Source organism: Bifidobacterium oedipodis (genome assembly GCF_012932425.1).
Taxonomy (GTDB): Bacteria; Actinomycetota; Actinomycetes; order Actinomycetales; family Bifidobacteriaceae; genus Bifidobacterium; species Bifidobacterium oedipodis.
The window spans coordinates 332,549-347,801 of sequence record NZ_JAAIII010000002.1; the positions used below are offsets into that span (position 1 = coordinate 332,549).

Annotated in this window: 14 protein-coding genes and 1 tRNA gene; 5 read left to right on the top strand and 10 right to left on the bottom strand. The window is 53.9% G+C overall.

What is annotated here, in order from left to right:
• Positions 1 to 17: 17 nt before the first annotated feature.
• From G1C95_RS04645 to G1C95_RS04685, 9 genes are all read right to left on the bottom strand, one after another.
• Positions 18 to 671: a peptide deformylase gene (locus G1C95_RS04645; protein ID WP_169171777.1), complete on the bottom strand. Its 654-nt coding sequence runs from the start codon at positions 669 to 671 to the stop codon at positions 18 to 20.
• Between the two features lie 106 nt (positions 672 to 777).
• On the bottom strand, positions 778 to 2,163 hold the full coding sequence (gene glmM / locus G1C95_RS04650; RefSeq protein WP_169171778.1) for a phosphoglucosamine mutase: 1,386 nt from the start codon (positions 2,161 to 2,163) through the stop codon (positions 778 to 780).
• Positions 2,164 to 2,594: 431 nt separating this feature from the next.
• Positions 2,595 to 3,419, bottom strand: a complete 825-nt coding sequence (locus tag G1C95_RS04655) for a hypothetical protein (protein WP_169171779.1) — start codon at positions 3,417 to 3,419, stop codon at positions 2,595 to 2,597.
• A complete protein-coding gene (locus G1C95_RS04660; protein ID WP_169171780.1) occupies positions 3,416 to 4,420 on the bottom strand; it encodes a DNA-processing protein DprA in 1,005 nt (334 codons plus the stop codon). Before G1C95_RS04660 ends, G1C95_RS04655 begins: the two co-directional genes overlap by 4 nt.
• A gap of 289 nt (positions 4,421 to 4,709) precedes the next feature.
• Entirely contained in the window at positions 4,710 to 5,924 is a 1,215-nt protein-coding gene (locus G1C95_RS04665; protein ID WP_169171781.1) for an ATP-grasp domain-containing protein, read from the bottom strand.
• The gene (locus G1C95_RS04670; protein WP_169171782.1) at positions 5,921 to 7,036 is read right to left on the bottom strand and encodes an ATP-grasp domain-containing protein; all 1,116 of its coding nucleotides are present in this window, start codon (positions 7,034 to 7,036) and stop codon (positions 5,921 to 5,923) included. Before G1C95_RS04670 ends, G1C95_RS04665 begins: the two co-directional genes overlap by 4 nt.
• 106 nt (positions 7,037 to 7,142) lie before the next feature.
• Positions 7,143 to 8,429 carry an MFS transporter gene (locus tag G1C95_RS04675; RefSeq protein WP_169171783.1) on the bottom strand — a complete coding sequence of 429 codons (1,287 nt, stop codon included), beginning with the start codon at positions 8,427 to 8,429 and terminating at the stop codon, positions 7,143 to 7,145.
• 343 nt (positions 8,430 to 8,772) lie between these two features.
• Entirely contained in the window at positions 8,773 to 10,068 is a 1,296-nt protein-coding gene (locus G1C95_RS04680) for a sensor histidine kinase (RefSeq protein WP_169171784.1), read from the bottom strand.
• A complete protein-coding gene (locus G1C95_RS04685; protein ID WP_169171785.1) occupies positions 10,065 to 10,724 on the bottom strand; it encodes a response regulator transcription factor in 660 nt (219 codons plus the stop codon). Before G1C95_RS04685 ends, G1C95_RS04680 begins: the two co-directional genes overlap by 4 nt.
• A gap of 169 nt (positions 10,725 to 10,893) precedes the next feature.
• On the opposite strand from G1C95_RS04685, the gene G1C95_RS04690 reads away from it, so the two are divergent.
• The 5 genes from G1C95_RS04690 (at position 10,894) to G1C95_RS04710 (ending at position 14,957) form a co-directional block, all read left to right on the top strand.
• A complete protein-coding gene (locus tag G1C95_RS04690; protein WP_169171786.1) occupies positions 10,894 to 11,292 on the top strand; it encodes a hypothetical protein in 399 nt (132 codons plus the stop codon).
• 54 nt (positions 11,293 to 11,346) lie between these two features.
• A complete protein-coding gene (locus G1C95_RS04695; RefSeq protein ID WP_169171787.1) occupies positions 11,347 to 12,030 on the top strand; it encodes a hypothetical protein in 684 nt (227 codons plus the stop codon).
• Between the two features lie 146 nt (positions 12,031 to 12,176).
• Positions 12,177 to 13,112, top strand: coding sequence for a peptidoglycan-binding domain-containing protein (locus tag G1C95_RS04700; RefSeq protein WP_240947420.1), 936 nt, complete (start codon positions 12,177 to 12,179; stop codon positions 13,110 to 13,112).
• 13 nt (positions 13,113 to 13,125) lie between these two features.
• The gene (locus G1C95_RS04705) at positions 13,126 to 13,845 is read left to right on the top strand and encodes an ABC transporter ATP-binding protein (protein ID WP_169171789.1); all 720 of its coding nucleotides are present in this window, start codon (positions 13,126 to 13,128) and stop codon (positions 13,843 to 13,845) included.
• Entirely contained in the window at positions 13,842 to 14,957 is a 1,116-nt protein-coding gene (locus tag G1C95_RS04710) for a hypothetical protein (protein WP_169171790.1), read from the top strand. Before G1C95_RS04705 ends, G1C95_RS04710 begins: the two co-directional genes overlap by 4 nt.
• 124 nt (positions 14,958 to 15,081) lie before the next feature.
• Here G1C95_RS04710 and G1C95_RS04715 read toward each other — a convergent pair.
• Positions 15,082 to 15,153 (bottom strand) — tRNA-Glu (locus G1C95_RS04715).
• Between the last annotated feature and the right edge of the window lie 100 nt (positions 15,154 to 15,253).

Sequence of the window (15,253 nt, forward strand, 5' to 3'; positions counted from 1 at the left end):
ATCGCCTTGCCGTCAACTTACAGGTCGAAGCCCAACTCCTTGGCCGCGGCCGTCGGAACCGGATCATCGCACCAGAGATCCTCAAGATTCTCGTAGGTGGTCAGCGACCTGATCTCCGCTTTATCGATGTACAGCTCGCCGCTCAGATGGTCGGTTTCATGCTGGAAGATACGCGCGGGCCAACCATGCAGCTGTTCCTGGTGGTGCTTGCCGTCCTCGTCATCCCATTCGGCGACGATATCCAGCCAGCGCTTGCGCACGGCCTGATAGCCGTCGAAACTCAGGCATCCCTCGTAGAAGGAGGTGGTCTTGTCCCCCATCGGCGTGTACCGGGGATTGATAATCACATGGAAGGGGAATTCGGCGATTTCGCGCGGATCATCCTCATCGTCGCGCACATGGTCCTCGACCACCGCAAGCGCAAGACCCAAACCGATCTGCGTGGCCGCCAATCCCACGCCGGGCGCTTCGAGCATCGTGGTGTGCATGGTGTCGATGAGCTTGGCAAGCGTGTGCTTGGACAGCTGGCCGGCGTAGGCAGCGGTCTGCTGGCGCAGCACCGGTTCGCCGGCCTGCACAATTGGCAGGATCTTCTCTTTGCCGCCCTCTTTGATCAGGGCTTCGACGGCACGGTTCAGTTCGAGGTCGACTTTGGCGTTTTTTCCAAACATGTGATTCCTTGCTGGACGTATTGACGATTACCGGGGGCGTGGCACCGGCTGGATTCCGGGCACACGCTTATTGCATATTGCGGGGCGTTGCTGTGGAGCGAACTCGTTACAGAGCGAGTTCGTCGGCGACGACCTGGGCCAGACGGGCGCACACTTCGTCGGCCATCTGCTGGGTGGCGGCCTCGGCCATCACGCGCACCAGAGGCTCGGTGCCGGAGGGACGCAGCAGCACGCGGCCGGTATCGCCCAGCAACGCCTCTTCCTTTTCGACTGCGGCCTGCACGGCGGCATTCGTGGAGGCGGCCATCTTGTCCACATTCGGCACGTTGACCAGCGTTTGCGGCAGCTGTGGGAAGTCGGCGGCCAGTTCCTTAAGGCTCTTGCCGGACTGCACCACTTCGTTGCACAGGGTCAGAGCGGTCAGGGTGCCGTCACCGGTGGTGGCGAATTCGCGGTTGATGACATGGCCGGACTGTTCGCCACCGAGCGAATAGCCGCCCTTGAGCATTTCTTCCAGCACATAGCGGTCGCCCACGGCCGTCTGCACGGTGTTGATGCCCATATCCTTCAAGGCAAGCTTGAGGCCCAGGTTGCTCATCACCGTAACGACAAGCGTATCGTGGTTAAGCTTGCCTGCGCGCTTCTTGGAGCGGGCGAGAATACCCATGATCTGATCGCCGTTGACCATATTGCCGTCCTCATCAACCGCAAGGCAACGATCCGCATCGCCATCAAAGGCCACGCCCATAACAGCGTCGGAGGCTTTGACCATGGCCTGCAGCTGCTCGGGGTGGGTGGAGCCGGCATGCTTGTTGATGTTGTAGCCATCCGGCGACGCGTTAATAACCACCACTTCGGCACCGGCACGGCGCAGCGCTTCGGGCGCCACCACCGAAGTGGCACCATTGGCGCAGTCTGCCACGATTTTCAGGCCCTTCAGCGGCTTGGGCTGCACCTGATCGGCACCCATGGGTGCGATGGTGGATACCAGATGGTCGATGTACAGGTTGGTGGCGGTGTTCTGATCGTGGCTGATGCGGCCCACGCCGGCACCGGTCGGACGATCCCAGTCAGCGCCGAGCACCGCTTCGATTTCGTCTTCCTTCTGATCGGGCAGCTTGAAGCCGCCGCGTGCGAAGAACTTGATACCGTTGTCAGGCATGGGATTGTGGGAGGCGGAAATCACCGCACCCATCTCCACATTGAGCACGCTGGTCAGATAGGCGACGCCGGGAGTGGGGATAATGCCGGCGTCGATCACATCGAAACCGCCGGCGGACATACCGGCCGACAGCGCGGCGGCAAGAAAATCACCGGACACACGAGTATCACGGCCCACCAGCGCGCGGCGACGGCCTTCGGGCTGATCGTCCTTCGTGCCCGCATCGCCCAGCACACGCACGGCCGCGTCGCCCAAATCCAGCGCCAGTCGCGCGGTCAAATCACGGTTCGCCAAACCACGAACGCCATCGGTTCCAAACATATTCGGCATATCAGCCTCACTCCTTGCCCCGCGGCCGCCCGCCGCGTGTCATCCGTTTTCCTCGCCCCATCGTAGTAGAGCGCAGCCGACACGTTGTGCCGCCATGCCGAATGCTGCCCCAAATCAGCACGCTGGCTGCAAGTTTGCACGGTTCGCCTGTCATTCAGTTACATACTTACGTAAGAATTCAACAGGCCAACCGTGCAAATTCATAGGCCATCCATACGAAATCACAAAACATTAAATATGCGAAGTACGCATTTTAGGAAAACAGTGGCCTCTGGTAGAGGTTAATACATTAAAAGCCACCAATGCCTCTCCTCGGAAGCACACTAGGGTGGCATTCAGTATTCAGTGTATTGCGCTTGCAGCGTCCATAATTTTGTAAGATCGTAATGAAAAAGGCATGCATCTTCTCCCATTACGATCTCATGCTAGATTCACACCGGATGTTGACATAGAAGCCAAGGGCATTGATCCTTATACCTCAGATGTCGGAAGCCTTTGACCACATCCGAGTCGAAATTGCTCGCAATCCAATCCAAGTCGATGATGCGGGCCATGCAGTACACCGTGATGTGCGCCGCTCCACGAAGACGGAGCATCGCCGCGACGGATTGCACGGTCGCGCCACTTGTCCACGAATCCTCGATCAGCAGAACATGTGCAAGCTGTGGCCGTCGAGGTTCCGTGGCAAGGGAGAAAACCTGTGGATCGATACGGTTGTGCACCTTTCCCTCGTTCGCTTGCAGCTGGAGCTGTTGGATTCCCATTCGGGCCATGAACGGAGCAACCAGATTGGTCAGTACATGGGGTTTTCCATAGTTGCGGCTGGAACACGTGGATGGGATTGTAGCCCATGCGGTTGGCATGCTACCGGCAAGCTTCGCTATGCATGGATAGTGCACGGCTAGCGCGTCGGCGGCAATGTATTTGACATCCTTCTGATATTCGCCTGCGGCTGGGTCATCGGCGCTCTTGTAGCCTTGCATGACACGGTACATCTGTTCGCCTTTGTAGGCATAGTGGCCAAATCGGACGATATCAGCAAGGGTGACGCCACCTGCACCCAGGGCGGAGGCCTGCCGCGCCTCGCCCGCGCAGGCTATGCACAGTTCGTATTCCATCTTCTTGGGGCCTGCGCACACAGGGCAGACGTGACCGAACTTACTGCGGTAGATGACGCCGCGCGCATAGCTACCCATGCGCTCGATCTTCGCCAGTTCCAGCTGGCGGTCGGCACTCGTCTGCCGTGGATCGCTCATACCTTGACCGGTTCCTCAGCGAGCACGGCCTCGATGAGGCTGTCCACGTTGTCATTGACGAAGAAGATTCTATCGAGCGCACGCTCGACTTCATTCACGTTGTCAACGACATATACACCGGGCATACCCTCCAAATCGCGCGCCCATTGGGCCTTGTTCAGAACCATACGGTTGATGATGATAGGACGACCGTGCCGCTGCGCCTGCCGTGCTTGGATCCGCGTGCCGGAATGTTCGCCGGCGTCCGCAATGATTGTCGCGACGCCATAACCAGACATTAGGGCGTTGCGCATCGGGAACGATTGTCTGGTCGGTTGCGAACCCGGCCAGAATTGGGAAAGCACCAGCCCACGTTCTTCGATCTCGCATTGCAGGCCACGGTTCTCAGCCGGGTATTGACGGTCAATACCGGTGCCGATGAACGCCACGGTGCGGCCTCCATCGTTCAGAGCTGTCTGGTGAGCGAAAGTATCGATGCCCTTGGCCAGACCAGCAATGACAGTCAGTCTGCGCTCGACCAGCATATGTGCGCAGTTTACGGCAAAGCGTGCTCCCTCGGGAGTGCAATGACGCGAGCCAACTATGCTAACGCCCAAATCATTGGCTCTCAGATTGCCGCTGGCAAACAAGAACGGAGGCACATCGATGGTGGCGCGCAGACGTTCCGGGAATCTTGGGTCAAGCACCGACACGAAGTCAAGACCACGTTCACGCCACATCTCAAGATCACGAGTGGCCTCAGTCCAAGCTGTCTCCAGCCTTTTGATCTGCTCGGAACTCAGACCAACGTCACTCAGCAAGACCCCCTGCGCGTCATCGCCGTCCACGTCGTCGCGTAACAGCGGGTTGCGCGAAGGATCAATCTTGTGCCGCAGCAAACGTTCAGCGCTACCCTCAAGCACGCAATCATTGGCAATAGAAGTCCAAGTTTCAGGCTTTTCACACGTTTTAAGCAAAGCAACCAATGCGGAGTTCTCACGCACGAGCGCATCATGGTTCATCGCGTACCTCCATCAATTCCAGCATTGCCGTCAAACACATGACATCGCTATCCAGTGTAAACAACGCACATGTCAGTCAATGTGACATCGACTTTTTCGCACCATTTGTGGACATTTTGTGCGACTGCACTATTGCGAGGCATATGCCAATCGGCTTACAGGTCAAAAACACACAATTTGGCCTATAATCCTGCATTTTAGTACCACAGTGGCCCACGGAAAAAATTAACGACCAAGGGTGAAATGCCCGGAGCCGTTGGAAAGTATTAGCGCACCCCCTTGGAACTGATTACGATTCATAGGCGGAGTGATACCGCTCTTTAAGCTGCTGTAGTGTTCCCTCCAGTTCAGCGTCGGATTGTAGTTGAACGTATACGATCCCGGTGGCTGATGATGAATTAAGCGGTTCGGAGAAAAGCGTGCCAACAGGGGAAAGGTCGGCGGAGACGAAACCGTCAATCGATGACAGCTCGTCAATCGTACATATATCTACCAGCCTGCCGGTTTGAACTGGAAGGTCAATATTGGCGATGATTCCCGGAATTAATTCTGATGCCTTGTGATTATATTCAAGGTTCAGTGATGCTGCGGTAAATGCATCCCATAGATCAATCCCGTATTTCAGCAGAATGGATTTGGGAATGCCTCCTCCTGCCGGACGGCAGGATATCTCGCCCACTATGAACTTAGTGCCAGTCCAAAAGGCCTCCATATGCGTGACACCATCTTTGAGCCCGAGAGCCTTGACAACTTTAGGGTAAATCGCGCTGATTTTGTCGTAACGCTCATCCCCTTTGCCAATCATTATCGACCCGCCCCAAGCACCGGTGCATTCTAGAAGGGGAGAGAAATATCGTTGAAGGACGAAAAAGACGACTTGGCCATTGTGAATAATGGCATCACAGTGATACTCCCCCTTCATTGTTATGTATTCTTCAACGATAATTTGATAGCGGCTGTTCCTGAACCAGTCCGCTTGTGGCGTTTCAAGGAACGAGGCTGCTTCCTCACGATTGTGTATTTTGTAGGTATTCATCGATCCGGAACCGATGACGGGTTTGACGACCACCGGCCATCCAATTTCGTCGCCGGCGTCGACCAGCTGCCTGATATTCGAGATGGTCAGCGCTCGGGCAACCTCCACTCCCGCCGAGCGCAACTTGCTCTTCATAACACTTTTATTCGCGAAACCCCAGGCCACGTCGAATCCGGTTCCCGGCAGATTGAAATACGTTCGCAGGTATCCTCCGACAGGAAGGCTTCTTTCGCTGGGCGACACCACCGCGGCAATGGAATCTGAGGAATCTAACTTCCTTGCGACGTTCAAGACTTCTGTCTCATCGGCTATGTCATTGACATAGTGCAGATTCGTGTTCGTCGGATACAATGCAGTGTATTTACGCTCTGTTATGACGTCTATCCCGGTCGCAGGCACGAATTTGACAAGGTGACGATACGCATCCGTTTTGCCTGAATTGAGCAGAATCACACGTCCGTTCATCATCGTTCCCCTCGTGTGTTTTTGCCTTCCACCAGCTCAAGCATGTGAGCTCGCTCCCGCTCGTTGTTGCCTCGAACAATCGCTCCACCAACAAAGTCGGCTGCGTCCGTGGGATCGTTGGGCTGTTCCGAATCCCATATATCCAACAGCCATTCGCTTGAATCCGATGGCGCGTGAAGCCGGTTCCCGCCCGTCCTGACCAGCCATCCTGTTTTCATCGCGTCATCCACAGTGGGGACGACCGATACGGGAAGTCCCAGTTCCAATCTCACGAACTGTTCGGAGATGTCAAAGCCGTATGCGGATTGGATCGACTGTTTGATGAGTCCTCCGCCGACTCTCGCCGCGACCTCTCCGCACCTCGCGTTGCCCGAGACATCGTCGATGAATTCGAAGTGCAACACATGAACGCCGCTGTTCTCGGGCAGTGCTTGTGCGAAGCGGCCCACGAGATCGATGATTTCCAGACGCTTGGGAGAGGCGTTGTCCAGCATCACGGAGCCATAGTTCTCTTCCCTGAATGCGCATGGCTTATGAATATAGCGACTGACGGAGGTGAACACCGGCGTGCGGTTGTGGAGCAGCACGTCCGCATGGTAGACGTCCCCGGGCAGATACTCCTCCACGATGAGCTTGTGTCCGTCAATTTCCTCACGAATGCTTCGATCCTGGAGCAGCATGTCCGCGTCGCCCACGGTGTTCATGATGTGCACCCCGAACGCACCTGCCCCATCGCGTGGCTTCAACACGGACGGTCCATGCCTGTCAACAAACTCCCTCAGATCTTTCCCACAGGAGACCAAAGCGAAATCGCTGTCTGGAAGCGATGCCGCGGAGAACAATGACTTCATGCTGTATTTGTCCCGGAAACCCCTTGCAAGAGGAAACTTCATCCCTGGTATCGAGTACTTCGACCGGATGGCCGCCACCCGTTCCACATCATCCTCGGAATTGGCAATCAGCCGATCGCATCCCGAAGAGGCGATGGACGACAGGGCCTGTTCGAACTCGTCACTGTAATACCTGTCCACCAGCACGGGAGCGCAGTAGCCTTCGTTTGCCTCGGCGGCCCTTGATCCTCTCTCGGTGACGAGGAATAGCTGGCAATCCGGCATCAGTTCCCTCACCCATTTGGCATAGCGCGAGCCGGATGACGGACGCTGGCATATGACTATCTTCAAGGTTTCTCCTTACTGCTTTGAATGGCTACTGCTTGAATGACTACTTCGAGCGTGTACGTGCCGCCAACCTGGCGATGGGCCCGTAAGACAGCCCCGTAAGCATGAACAGCGCGGCTAGGATCCACCATCCCACCGGCGAATCGGCGTTAGCGACGCTGGTCAGAATCACAGGGGAGATCAGTGCCATGGTATCGGCCCCGGCATTGAGAACGCCCTGATATTCACCGAGCAGGTCGTCGCTGGACATCTCAAATCCAAAGGACCATGCCGACGCGGACTGCCATAATTCGCCGCACAGGTGCGCCACCGCCACCATCACGAGCATGATGACGGACAGCCATACCGTCGTTTCCTTGGAAAACGCCAACAACATGCAAGCGACGCAAAGCGACAGGCCACTTCGCAATCCGGCCCGTCCCGCGCCGCGAATTGAATCCGTCCCCCTAGCGAACCTCACCTGCAACAGGATGACGCCAAGCGTGTTCACAAGCAGCATCGCGGACACCATGCTGCTCGGAATCGCGGCAGCGGAAGCGATCCATATCGGCAGGGCGATGGTCAGAATCCCGTCATGAAGATAGAGAATGGCGTTAGCCGCCGTCGCCAGCAGAAAAGGTACGTCCTTCACCGCGACCAGGCCCATGCGACCGCTCTTTCGAGGGCGGTCGTGCGCAAACGTTCCGCACTGGATATTCCGCAGCATCATCGCAGCAGTGAAATACGTGAGAACGTTGAAGAGTATCAAAGCCACGAATACTGGACGTGTGCCGAGGGTGAGTGGTATCGCAGACAGGACCGAGCCCACTGCAGTGCCAACGTTGGAGACCACACGCAACATGGCCCTGTACTGCACACGGTTCTCCCCCTGTGAAATATGGGCGATGATGGGACCACGCGCCGCGGCGGCACCTCGATCGGCCGTGGACACCACGGCCATGGTGATTCCTAGGCAAACGAAATTGTTGGTGATGACGTAAACAATCAACCCCAATCCCTGCACGGCCAGAAGCACACGGTACATGGTCATGGCATCGACTTTGTCGGAGGCCCTTCCAAAGAGCACGCTGCCCGCTAAACCGGCCACCGCGGAAAGTGTGAGGAACATGCTGAACAAGGTCATAGGCATGCCGAGAATCTGGGTGAAGTACAACGTGGACAGCGCGAAGAAGATACCGCGGCCAACGGAATTGATCAGCGTCGCCCTAGCGTACCGGCTTTCACCGGTCTTCCCCCCCCCCTCAAAACCATCGTAATCATCATGCTCCTTAAGACGGTATCCCCGCAATGGCAATCTACACAACAAACAGACTTGCCAGAGTTTCTTCATTCATCATAATTGCTGAACGTACAATCCCGACCGTCATGGTTGGACGCGGGGATACTTGGCATGTCGGGCACATCGATGGTCAGGCCGCACTGCTTGAGCAACTCGATCATCTCGGGCACCGACTTGGCCTGTTTGCTCTTCTCTCCGCCCCCCATGGATAAAACAAGAGCCCCCGGATTTGAGCACTGTTAGGAGGCTTGGAGGCTACTGTTAGGACAAACAATACACAAATCGTCGTAAGAGGATACAAGCAGTGCGACGTTCATTCCTCATCTTTTCGAAAGATTAAGTTTAGCGGAACCAAACTTGAACATGAATATGTATCAGGTTATCTCATTGAAAATCATCTGGCACTCGTGTTTAAGGTCAACGAAGCGCGAAACATATCAGGAGCCGGTCTCGAAATAGCAAACGTGGCATCAATGGCATTGGCGCAAGCAGCGACGATGGACAGCCCAAGTCCATGGCCAGGACAACTGGACATACGACTATTGTCACCTCGATGGAACGGTTGAAGTAGATTGTCCATGTCATCAGAATTCACAACAGTGGCGGTGGTGTTGTCAATAACGATAGCAACTTGTTCCCCGGCCTCACGTATGGAACAAGAGATAGAACCATGATCAATATTGTGAACAATGGCATTTCGAACAAGATTGTCAATGGCAATTGTCAGGTAACGGGTGTTCGTCTCAACGAAAAACATATCATCAACACCAGCGAGCCCGCTTAAGTCAACATTGAGATGCCGTTCAGAGGACTGATCAACATGCGCAGCCATAACCTTACGTATGACCTCAAGCAAATTTATTGATTCCCGGCTAGCGTCTGGAGAAGTCTGAATGTGAGAAAGCTCAAGCAGACTAGCAATAAGCTCACCACTTTTACGATTCGCCTTTATGGCATGTTGCACGGCAGGTTTGACATCGTCGGTAAAACGGCTCTGAGCCATGAGAGCTTCCAAACTGGCACCAATAGTGGTGACGGGCGTTTTCAATTCATGACTAGCGTTACGAATAAACGAACGTTGCAGTTCATTGGATTGCTCGATACGGTCCAGCATTCCATTTAACGCCGAAGCGAGTTTGGAAGTTTCCGCATCTGGATGATCGAGCACAATACGTGTAACAGGATGATCAGGATCAAGCTGCACAGCCTGCCGACTAATAGAATCAAGCTGCATTGTCAACGCGCCCGACAACCGCCACACAAGTAGCACGGCCAGAAGCATCGCTACGACAAATACAGCAAGCGAACCATACCTCATCCACTGCACGACACCGTCTCGTACGGTGAGCACCGCTCCTCTGGTTTCAGCTTCACCATGATCTATCAAGTTATCAGCGGTTTCACTGTCACACTGGTCTGCATCACAGGCCTCCGCGTAATTCGGCACTACATGAGCAGAATCAAAATCCTCACTACTAAAGCCATGATTCACGTTACCGGTAGCCACGGTATCAACCTGATGTTGGAACGCCCAGTCAAGTGATACATTCTGCACAAGAATCACAGCCAGAAGCATGATGAGCAAAAGCGCCCCTACACTGGTGGCAAGGCGAATTCGGAAACTGATCGGACTTCGAAGATGCCCGAAACCACGCAAGACATCACGCCAAGCGGCATATTTCGCAATCATGGTATGCGATACCCCTCTCCACGCGAAGAAACAATAAGCATGGGGTCGGGAAGCTTACGTCGTAGAGAATATACGGCCGTCTTAACCAGATCCGGCTGATCATGTAATTCAACAGGCCAGAGCGATTCTAAAAGGTTCCTTGTGCCAATCCACCCGCCATCTGCACGAAGCAATTCCTCCAATAGAGCGTATTCTCGTGGCGCCAGGTCACAGGGAGCGTCATCAACATAGGCAAGCCGCCGTACGGTATCAACGGACAGACGCCCACGGGTAAGCATCGTGGATGAATCGACACCTCCACGACGCAAGAGAGCACGAATGCGAGCGAGCAATTCCGGATAGGCGAATGGCTTGGCCAAATAATCGTCAGCTCCCAAATCAAGCCCTTGCACACGATCATCAATGCTGTCAGCGGCGGTAAGCATCAGCGTACGCACAGGTATACGCACCCGATCAATAGTGCGCATAACTTCATCACCGGAAAGCACCGGAAGATCACGATCAAGAAGTACTACGTCGAAATTTCCCCTTGACAGTTCATCCAAAGCTTCAACGCCTGTATAGGCAGTCGCGGTGGCATACCCCTCGTGTCTCAGGCAGTCATCCAACACCGCCGATAAATCAGCGTCATCTTCAACAATCAGAATTCCTGCCATGCTTGCGCCTCCGATTCCAAGCGACATATGCCGTTCTTATTGTGCCTGAACAAGGTGTGCGCTAGGTAAGCACGACACACACCCAACGCACACACGGTAAACGGTTCAATGAATCACGCCTTGGCACTCCGCCATTGCACAACATGCAATCCACAAATGAGGTGAACTCATGCGAATCACACCTGTCGGCAAAACAACCATCATTGCAGTATTGCCGTTAATGCTTATGTCATTGTCCGCATGCGGACAAATTCATACTGCAGACGCTCCGACAACATCTGCAACGAGTAGTTCTGTTCCGCAGTCGGACGGAAATGATCAAAACAATAATGAACAAAATGATACAAACACCACCACGGAACAAGCAGCCCAACAATACCGAGATTGCCTTGAAGATCACGGCATACCAGCAGAAATCGTCGAGGGCAATCGCGTCGTATTCCAGTGGCAAGAATCAGATGCTAACTCCATATCAGAAAGTTCCAACGACACCAATCGCGATGCAGCCATCCAAAAATGTCAAGTCACAGTGCCCGACTACCACGACCCCAACTTCAATACCAAATAAACCAGTATCGAACAATATCTGTTCTCGAAGTCCAGTAGACAAAGGAAAGAACATATGACTGCATCCCCCAGAAAGATCATAAAACACAGCGTTGCAACAAGCACTACAGCTTTTCTATCCTGTGTTTCTCTGCTCGTGTGTCTGACGGCATGCACCACTCCGTCAGACAAGACAACAACAGACAGCGTTGATTCACAAGCACGAATCGCCCCCAGCATGAATGCCCTATTCGACCAATATCTCGCTAAGGACACACTCAGTCAGTTTGAACGCGAAGTGCTCCAGCGTGCTCGAGACAACGGAAAAATCAGCGCCGAAGATTACGAAACTGCACATGATAAACAAATGTCGTGCATGTCTCAGAATGGTTGGGAAGAACAAACACGCAAGCTGTCCAACGGTTTGTACCAAACCACCGGGGTATCTCCAACTCCGTCCACCGATGCCGAAGTAAATGACTATATGGAAGCATCCGACACGTGCTCCACAGGAACTAGCAAAATCATCGAATCCCTTTACCAACTCCAGCAAGGCAATCCAGGACTGCTAGCCGATCCCTATGAAACGGCCGTGGAATGTTTGAAGAAAAATGATCTCGTCGACGAATCCTTTACCGGACGAAAGCTTGAGAACGCACTGGGCGGAGACGATGCCGCTAAGAACCTACCCTTCGACATATCATCCGACACCGCGCAATCCTGCATTGCCGGAGCCGGACTGGCCGCCAATATCGGTTGAAACGAAATATCACGAAATAATCCCATATGAAAGCAAGAATCATCACTCCCCTAGTACTGACCGGCTTAAGTATGTTGTCGGTAGGAGCGCTCATCGCATCATTGCTCACGCCTACCCCAACACCTCATGGCTTGGAACAATCCACTATGCCTGACACCGTTGAAACCAGCCACCAAAAATTTACGGACGAACGCACTGTGGAAATCACATTTGAGAACAGCGCTGAGCAATCCGTCATCGGACGCATGTCTGGCACAGTGAGTGCAAATCTATGCATACCTGGGCAAGTAGTGGAATCTGGTAACCAACTGATGAGTGTAGATGGACGTCCCATTATCGCTTTGCACACCAGCACACCGCTCTATCGTGACATCAGCATTGGCGATGCTGGCCCCGATGTGATGGCCCTACAACAAGAGCTCGCACGCCTCGGATATAACACTGAGGGCAACGGCAACTTTGGATGGCGTACTGCGAATGGCGTCAGCCAATTGCTGGAGCGTGCAGGAAGAAATCACCCTGCCGAACAAATTGGGCCGACAGACACAATATGGATTCCCGACGCCACCGTTATACCTACCCAATGTCTAGCCCCGCTCAACACCGCTCTTTCCGATGGTACAGAAATCATGAAAACCGGCGGACAACTCACCGCCGTTACATTCCCGTTGCCGTCCGATTTGAGAGAGGGAAAACGTAGGCTCACGCTCTTTGGAGTCGCAACATCAATTGATGATGTCGCCGACAGCACAATCACGGATCAAACGTTTCTGAATGAAGTCACGGCCAGCGACGAGTATAAGACTTTTCTGGCGGACCAAGGAGGGAAAAAGCCCACAGCCACACTCGCTCTTGAACAGCCAATCGACACAATTCAAGTTCCGCCATCCGCCATTGTCGGGCAAAGCGGCAACCGTGCATGCGTTTCGCCCAACGGTAAACGAGTTGTACCGGTCACTGTTATCGGTTCTTCGCTCGGTGTCGCGCTTATCCAGCCAGATCAAGCAACGATTGATATCAATAAGGTTGTTCTTGGACAGCGCCTCGATGGTCTTGAATGTCCTGCCAGCGTAAAGCAGTGAAAAGAGGCTACCAATGAATGATCATGCCGCATCATTGCCACTCACCGAAACTCCAATCCGCGTGCGCAATGCAGCTCACAATGACGATGACCACGACACTCCCCTAGTCACCGGAACAAACGTGGGGCATCGGTTCAAGAACGGCCCATGGCTGTTCAGCAATCTCAATTTCACTCTGCATACCGGCGAAGCAATTGGACTGTGCGGCCCATCCGGCTCGGGCAAGTCAACACTGCTTTCTATCATCGCTGGATTCGACAATCCCAGCAAAGGCACAGTGACGCGCGAACACGTGAGCCGAATCCGATGGGTATTCCAGAACCCTCATGGTATGCCCAAACGTACTGCCATAGATCACGTTGTTCAACCGCTGCTCGGGCAAGGTCTTACACGAGAACAAGCTGAAGATGAGGCTGTAGCAATCATGAGCATGTTTCGCCTCACCCACGTTGCCGCACGTGAATTCTCAGAGCTATCAGGAGGGGAAGCCCAGCGCCTTATGCTCGCCCGCGCCATAGCCAGCAAACCGGATCTTCTGCTCGTCGACGAACCTACTGCGCAGTTGGATCAACATACTGCCAATGATATTGACGCAACGCTCACCGGCTTAGCACAAGATGATGTTATCGTCATCATCGCCACGCACGATTCCAATACACGTGCTGCTTGTAGCCGGGTCATCGACCTTGCTTGGCACGACTCAGCCAGTACAGCGGAAGGACGCATGTCATGATTTTTTCCGCCATACTTTCAGAAAGTTGGCGCAACCTAGCCACAGGTACCAGTCGCGCCCTTGCAAGCGCTACTGTACTTATCATTACAGCACTCATCATGTCTGGCTTCGACCTAGCCAGCATACTTGCGCTGCAACAGGAGTCAGACGAATGGATTTCCAGTGGGGCCGCCATTCATATTATTTCCGGCGATAGGCAAATCAGCCCCGTCACATGCACCAACCTCGCCCACACCACAGGCACTCAATCAGACGGTACCATAATCCAGCCTATCCAAGCCTCCGGGGCAATCAAGAAGGATGAGACAATAACTTTGAACGCCATGCCCAACGCACCGTTGGATGCATGGCAAGCCACACCAAGTCTTGCAGAAGTCCTTGGCATCGGGCAGAGCCAACAAGCACATTCTGGCGTATGGATCTCCAGCCAACTTGCCCAAACGCTGTACGTACACGAAGGTGACGTATTGGACACAACACAAGGTCCAATGCATATCAGTGCGATATTTCCATGGCCAGACGACAGTCGTGACCAGCGAATCGCCTACGCTATCATCATCCCGACTCCTGCTGGATCCGATGAAGTCTGGGACGAGTGCTGGAGCACTATCTTCCCCTCCAGCACCAGCGCCGAGGACTTGCTTAGCACCACCGCAATTACCACTCTCAGCGCAATGCCAGCGACGCAAACCAAACAGGCAAACACTGCGCTCGGAACTAATGCTGATTTCTCGTATCAGTACCATCATCGTTCCACCCGTATTATGCTTGTCACCATACCAATTGTCAGTTTCATCATTGCTTTGGCCATCATTCGCACCCGCAAAATCGAAATCGCCGATGACCTGCATATGGGAATCCCCCGATCTGGACTGTACCTCACAACAGCCCTCGAAACACTTGCATGGAGCCTGCCTTCCATACTTGTGATTACCGCGAGTATGTATCTTTCAATAGCCGTCGTCAGCAGTAAGGACAATGCCAATACCTTGACTATGGTTCAATTACCATTCCTTATCGTCTGCCTTATCACCGCGCAACTCGGCACAATCACAGGCATCACATCCATACAAGGAACCAAGCTTTTCAAATTCTTTAAAAGAAGACAATGAACCGCACTCCGGAAGACATAATCGATGGGTTAGTCTGGTTCAACTACCGGATATCGGATTCGCGGCAAAATCCTGTGAAAGCAAAAACTCCGGCATCTGCTGGGCAGAGGCCGGAGTTAACTTGTACCCCCAGAGAGAGTCGAACTCTCGTTGTCAGATTGAAAGTCTGGTGTCCTAACCGTTAGACGATGGGGGCGAACAACTCGATTGATATTACAGACTCATGGCCCTGTACGCAAATCGGCGTGTCGCGCCGTGTCGCATTATGCAGAGGCAGACCGCATTCAGGCCAAGTG

Coding starts and splice junctions, on each gene's coding strand:
- G1C95_RS04645 (WP_169171777.1), bottom strand. CDS start 671: ATGTTTGGAAAAAACGCCAAAGTCGACCTCGAACTGAACCGTGCCGTC.
- glmM (WP_169171778.1), bottom strand. CDS start 2,163: ATGCCGAATATGTTTGGAACCGATGGCGTTCGTGGTTTGGCGAACCGT.
- G1C95_RS04655 (WP_169171779.1), bottom strand. CDS start 3,419: ATGAGCGATCCACGGCAGACGAGTGCCGACCGCCAGCTGGAACTGGCG.
- G1C95_RS04660 (WP_169171780.1), bottom strand. CDS start 4,420: ATGAACCATGATGCGCTCGTGCGTGAGAACTCCGCATTGGTTGCTTTG.
- G1C95_RS04665 (WP_169171781.1), bottom strand. CDS start 5,924: ATGATGAACGGACGTGTGATTCTGCTCAATTCAGGCAAAACGGATGCG.
- G1C95_RS04670 (WP_169171782.1), bottom strand. CDS start 7,036: ATGCCGGATTGCCAGCTATTCCTCGTCACCGAGAGAGGATCAAGGGCC.
- G1C95_RS04675 (WP_169171783.1), bottom strand. CDS start 8,429: ATGAAGAAACTCTGGCAAGTCTGTTTGTTGTGTAGATTGCCATTGCGG.
- G1C95_RS04680 (WP_169171784.1), bottom strand. CDS start 10,068: ATGATTGCGAAATATGCCGCTTGGCGTGATGTCTTGCGTGGTTTCGGG.
- G1C95_RS04685 (WP_169171785.1), bottom strand. CDS start 10,724: ATGGCAGGAATTCTGATTGTTGAAGATGACGCTGATTTATCGGCGGTG.
- G1C95_RS04690 (WP_169171786.1), top strand. CDS start 10,894: ATGCGAATCACACCTGTCGGCAAAACAACCATCATTGCAGTATTGCCG.
- G1C95_RS04695 (WP_169171787.1), top strand. CDS start 11,347: ATGACTGCATCCCCCAGAAAGATCATAAAACACAGCGTTGCAACAAGC.
- G1C95_RS04700 (WP_240947420.1), top strand. CDS start 12,177: ATGCCTGACACCGTTGAAACCAGCCACCAAAAATTTACGGACGAACGC.
- G1C95_RS04705 (WP_169171789.1), top strand. CDS start 13,126: ATGAATGATCATGCCGCATCATTGCCACTCACCGAAACTCCAATCCGC.
- G1C95_RS04710 (WP_169171790.1), top strand. CDS start 13,842: ATGATTTTTTCCGCCATACTTTCAGAAAGTTGGCGCAACCTAGCCACA.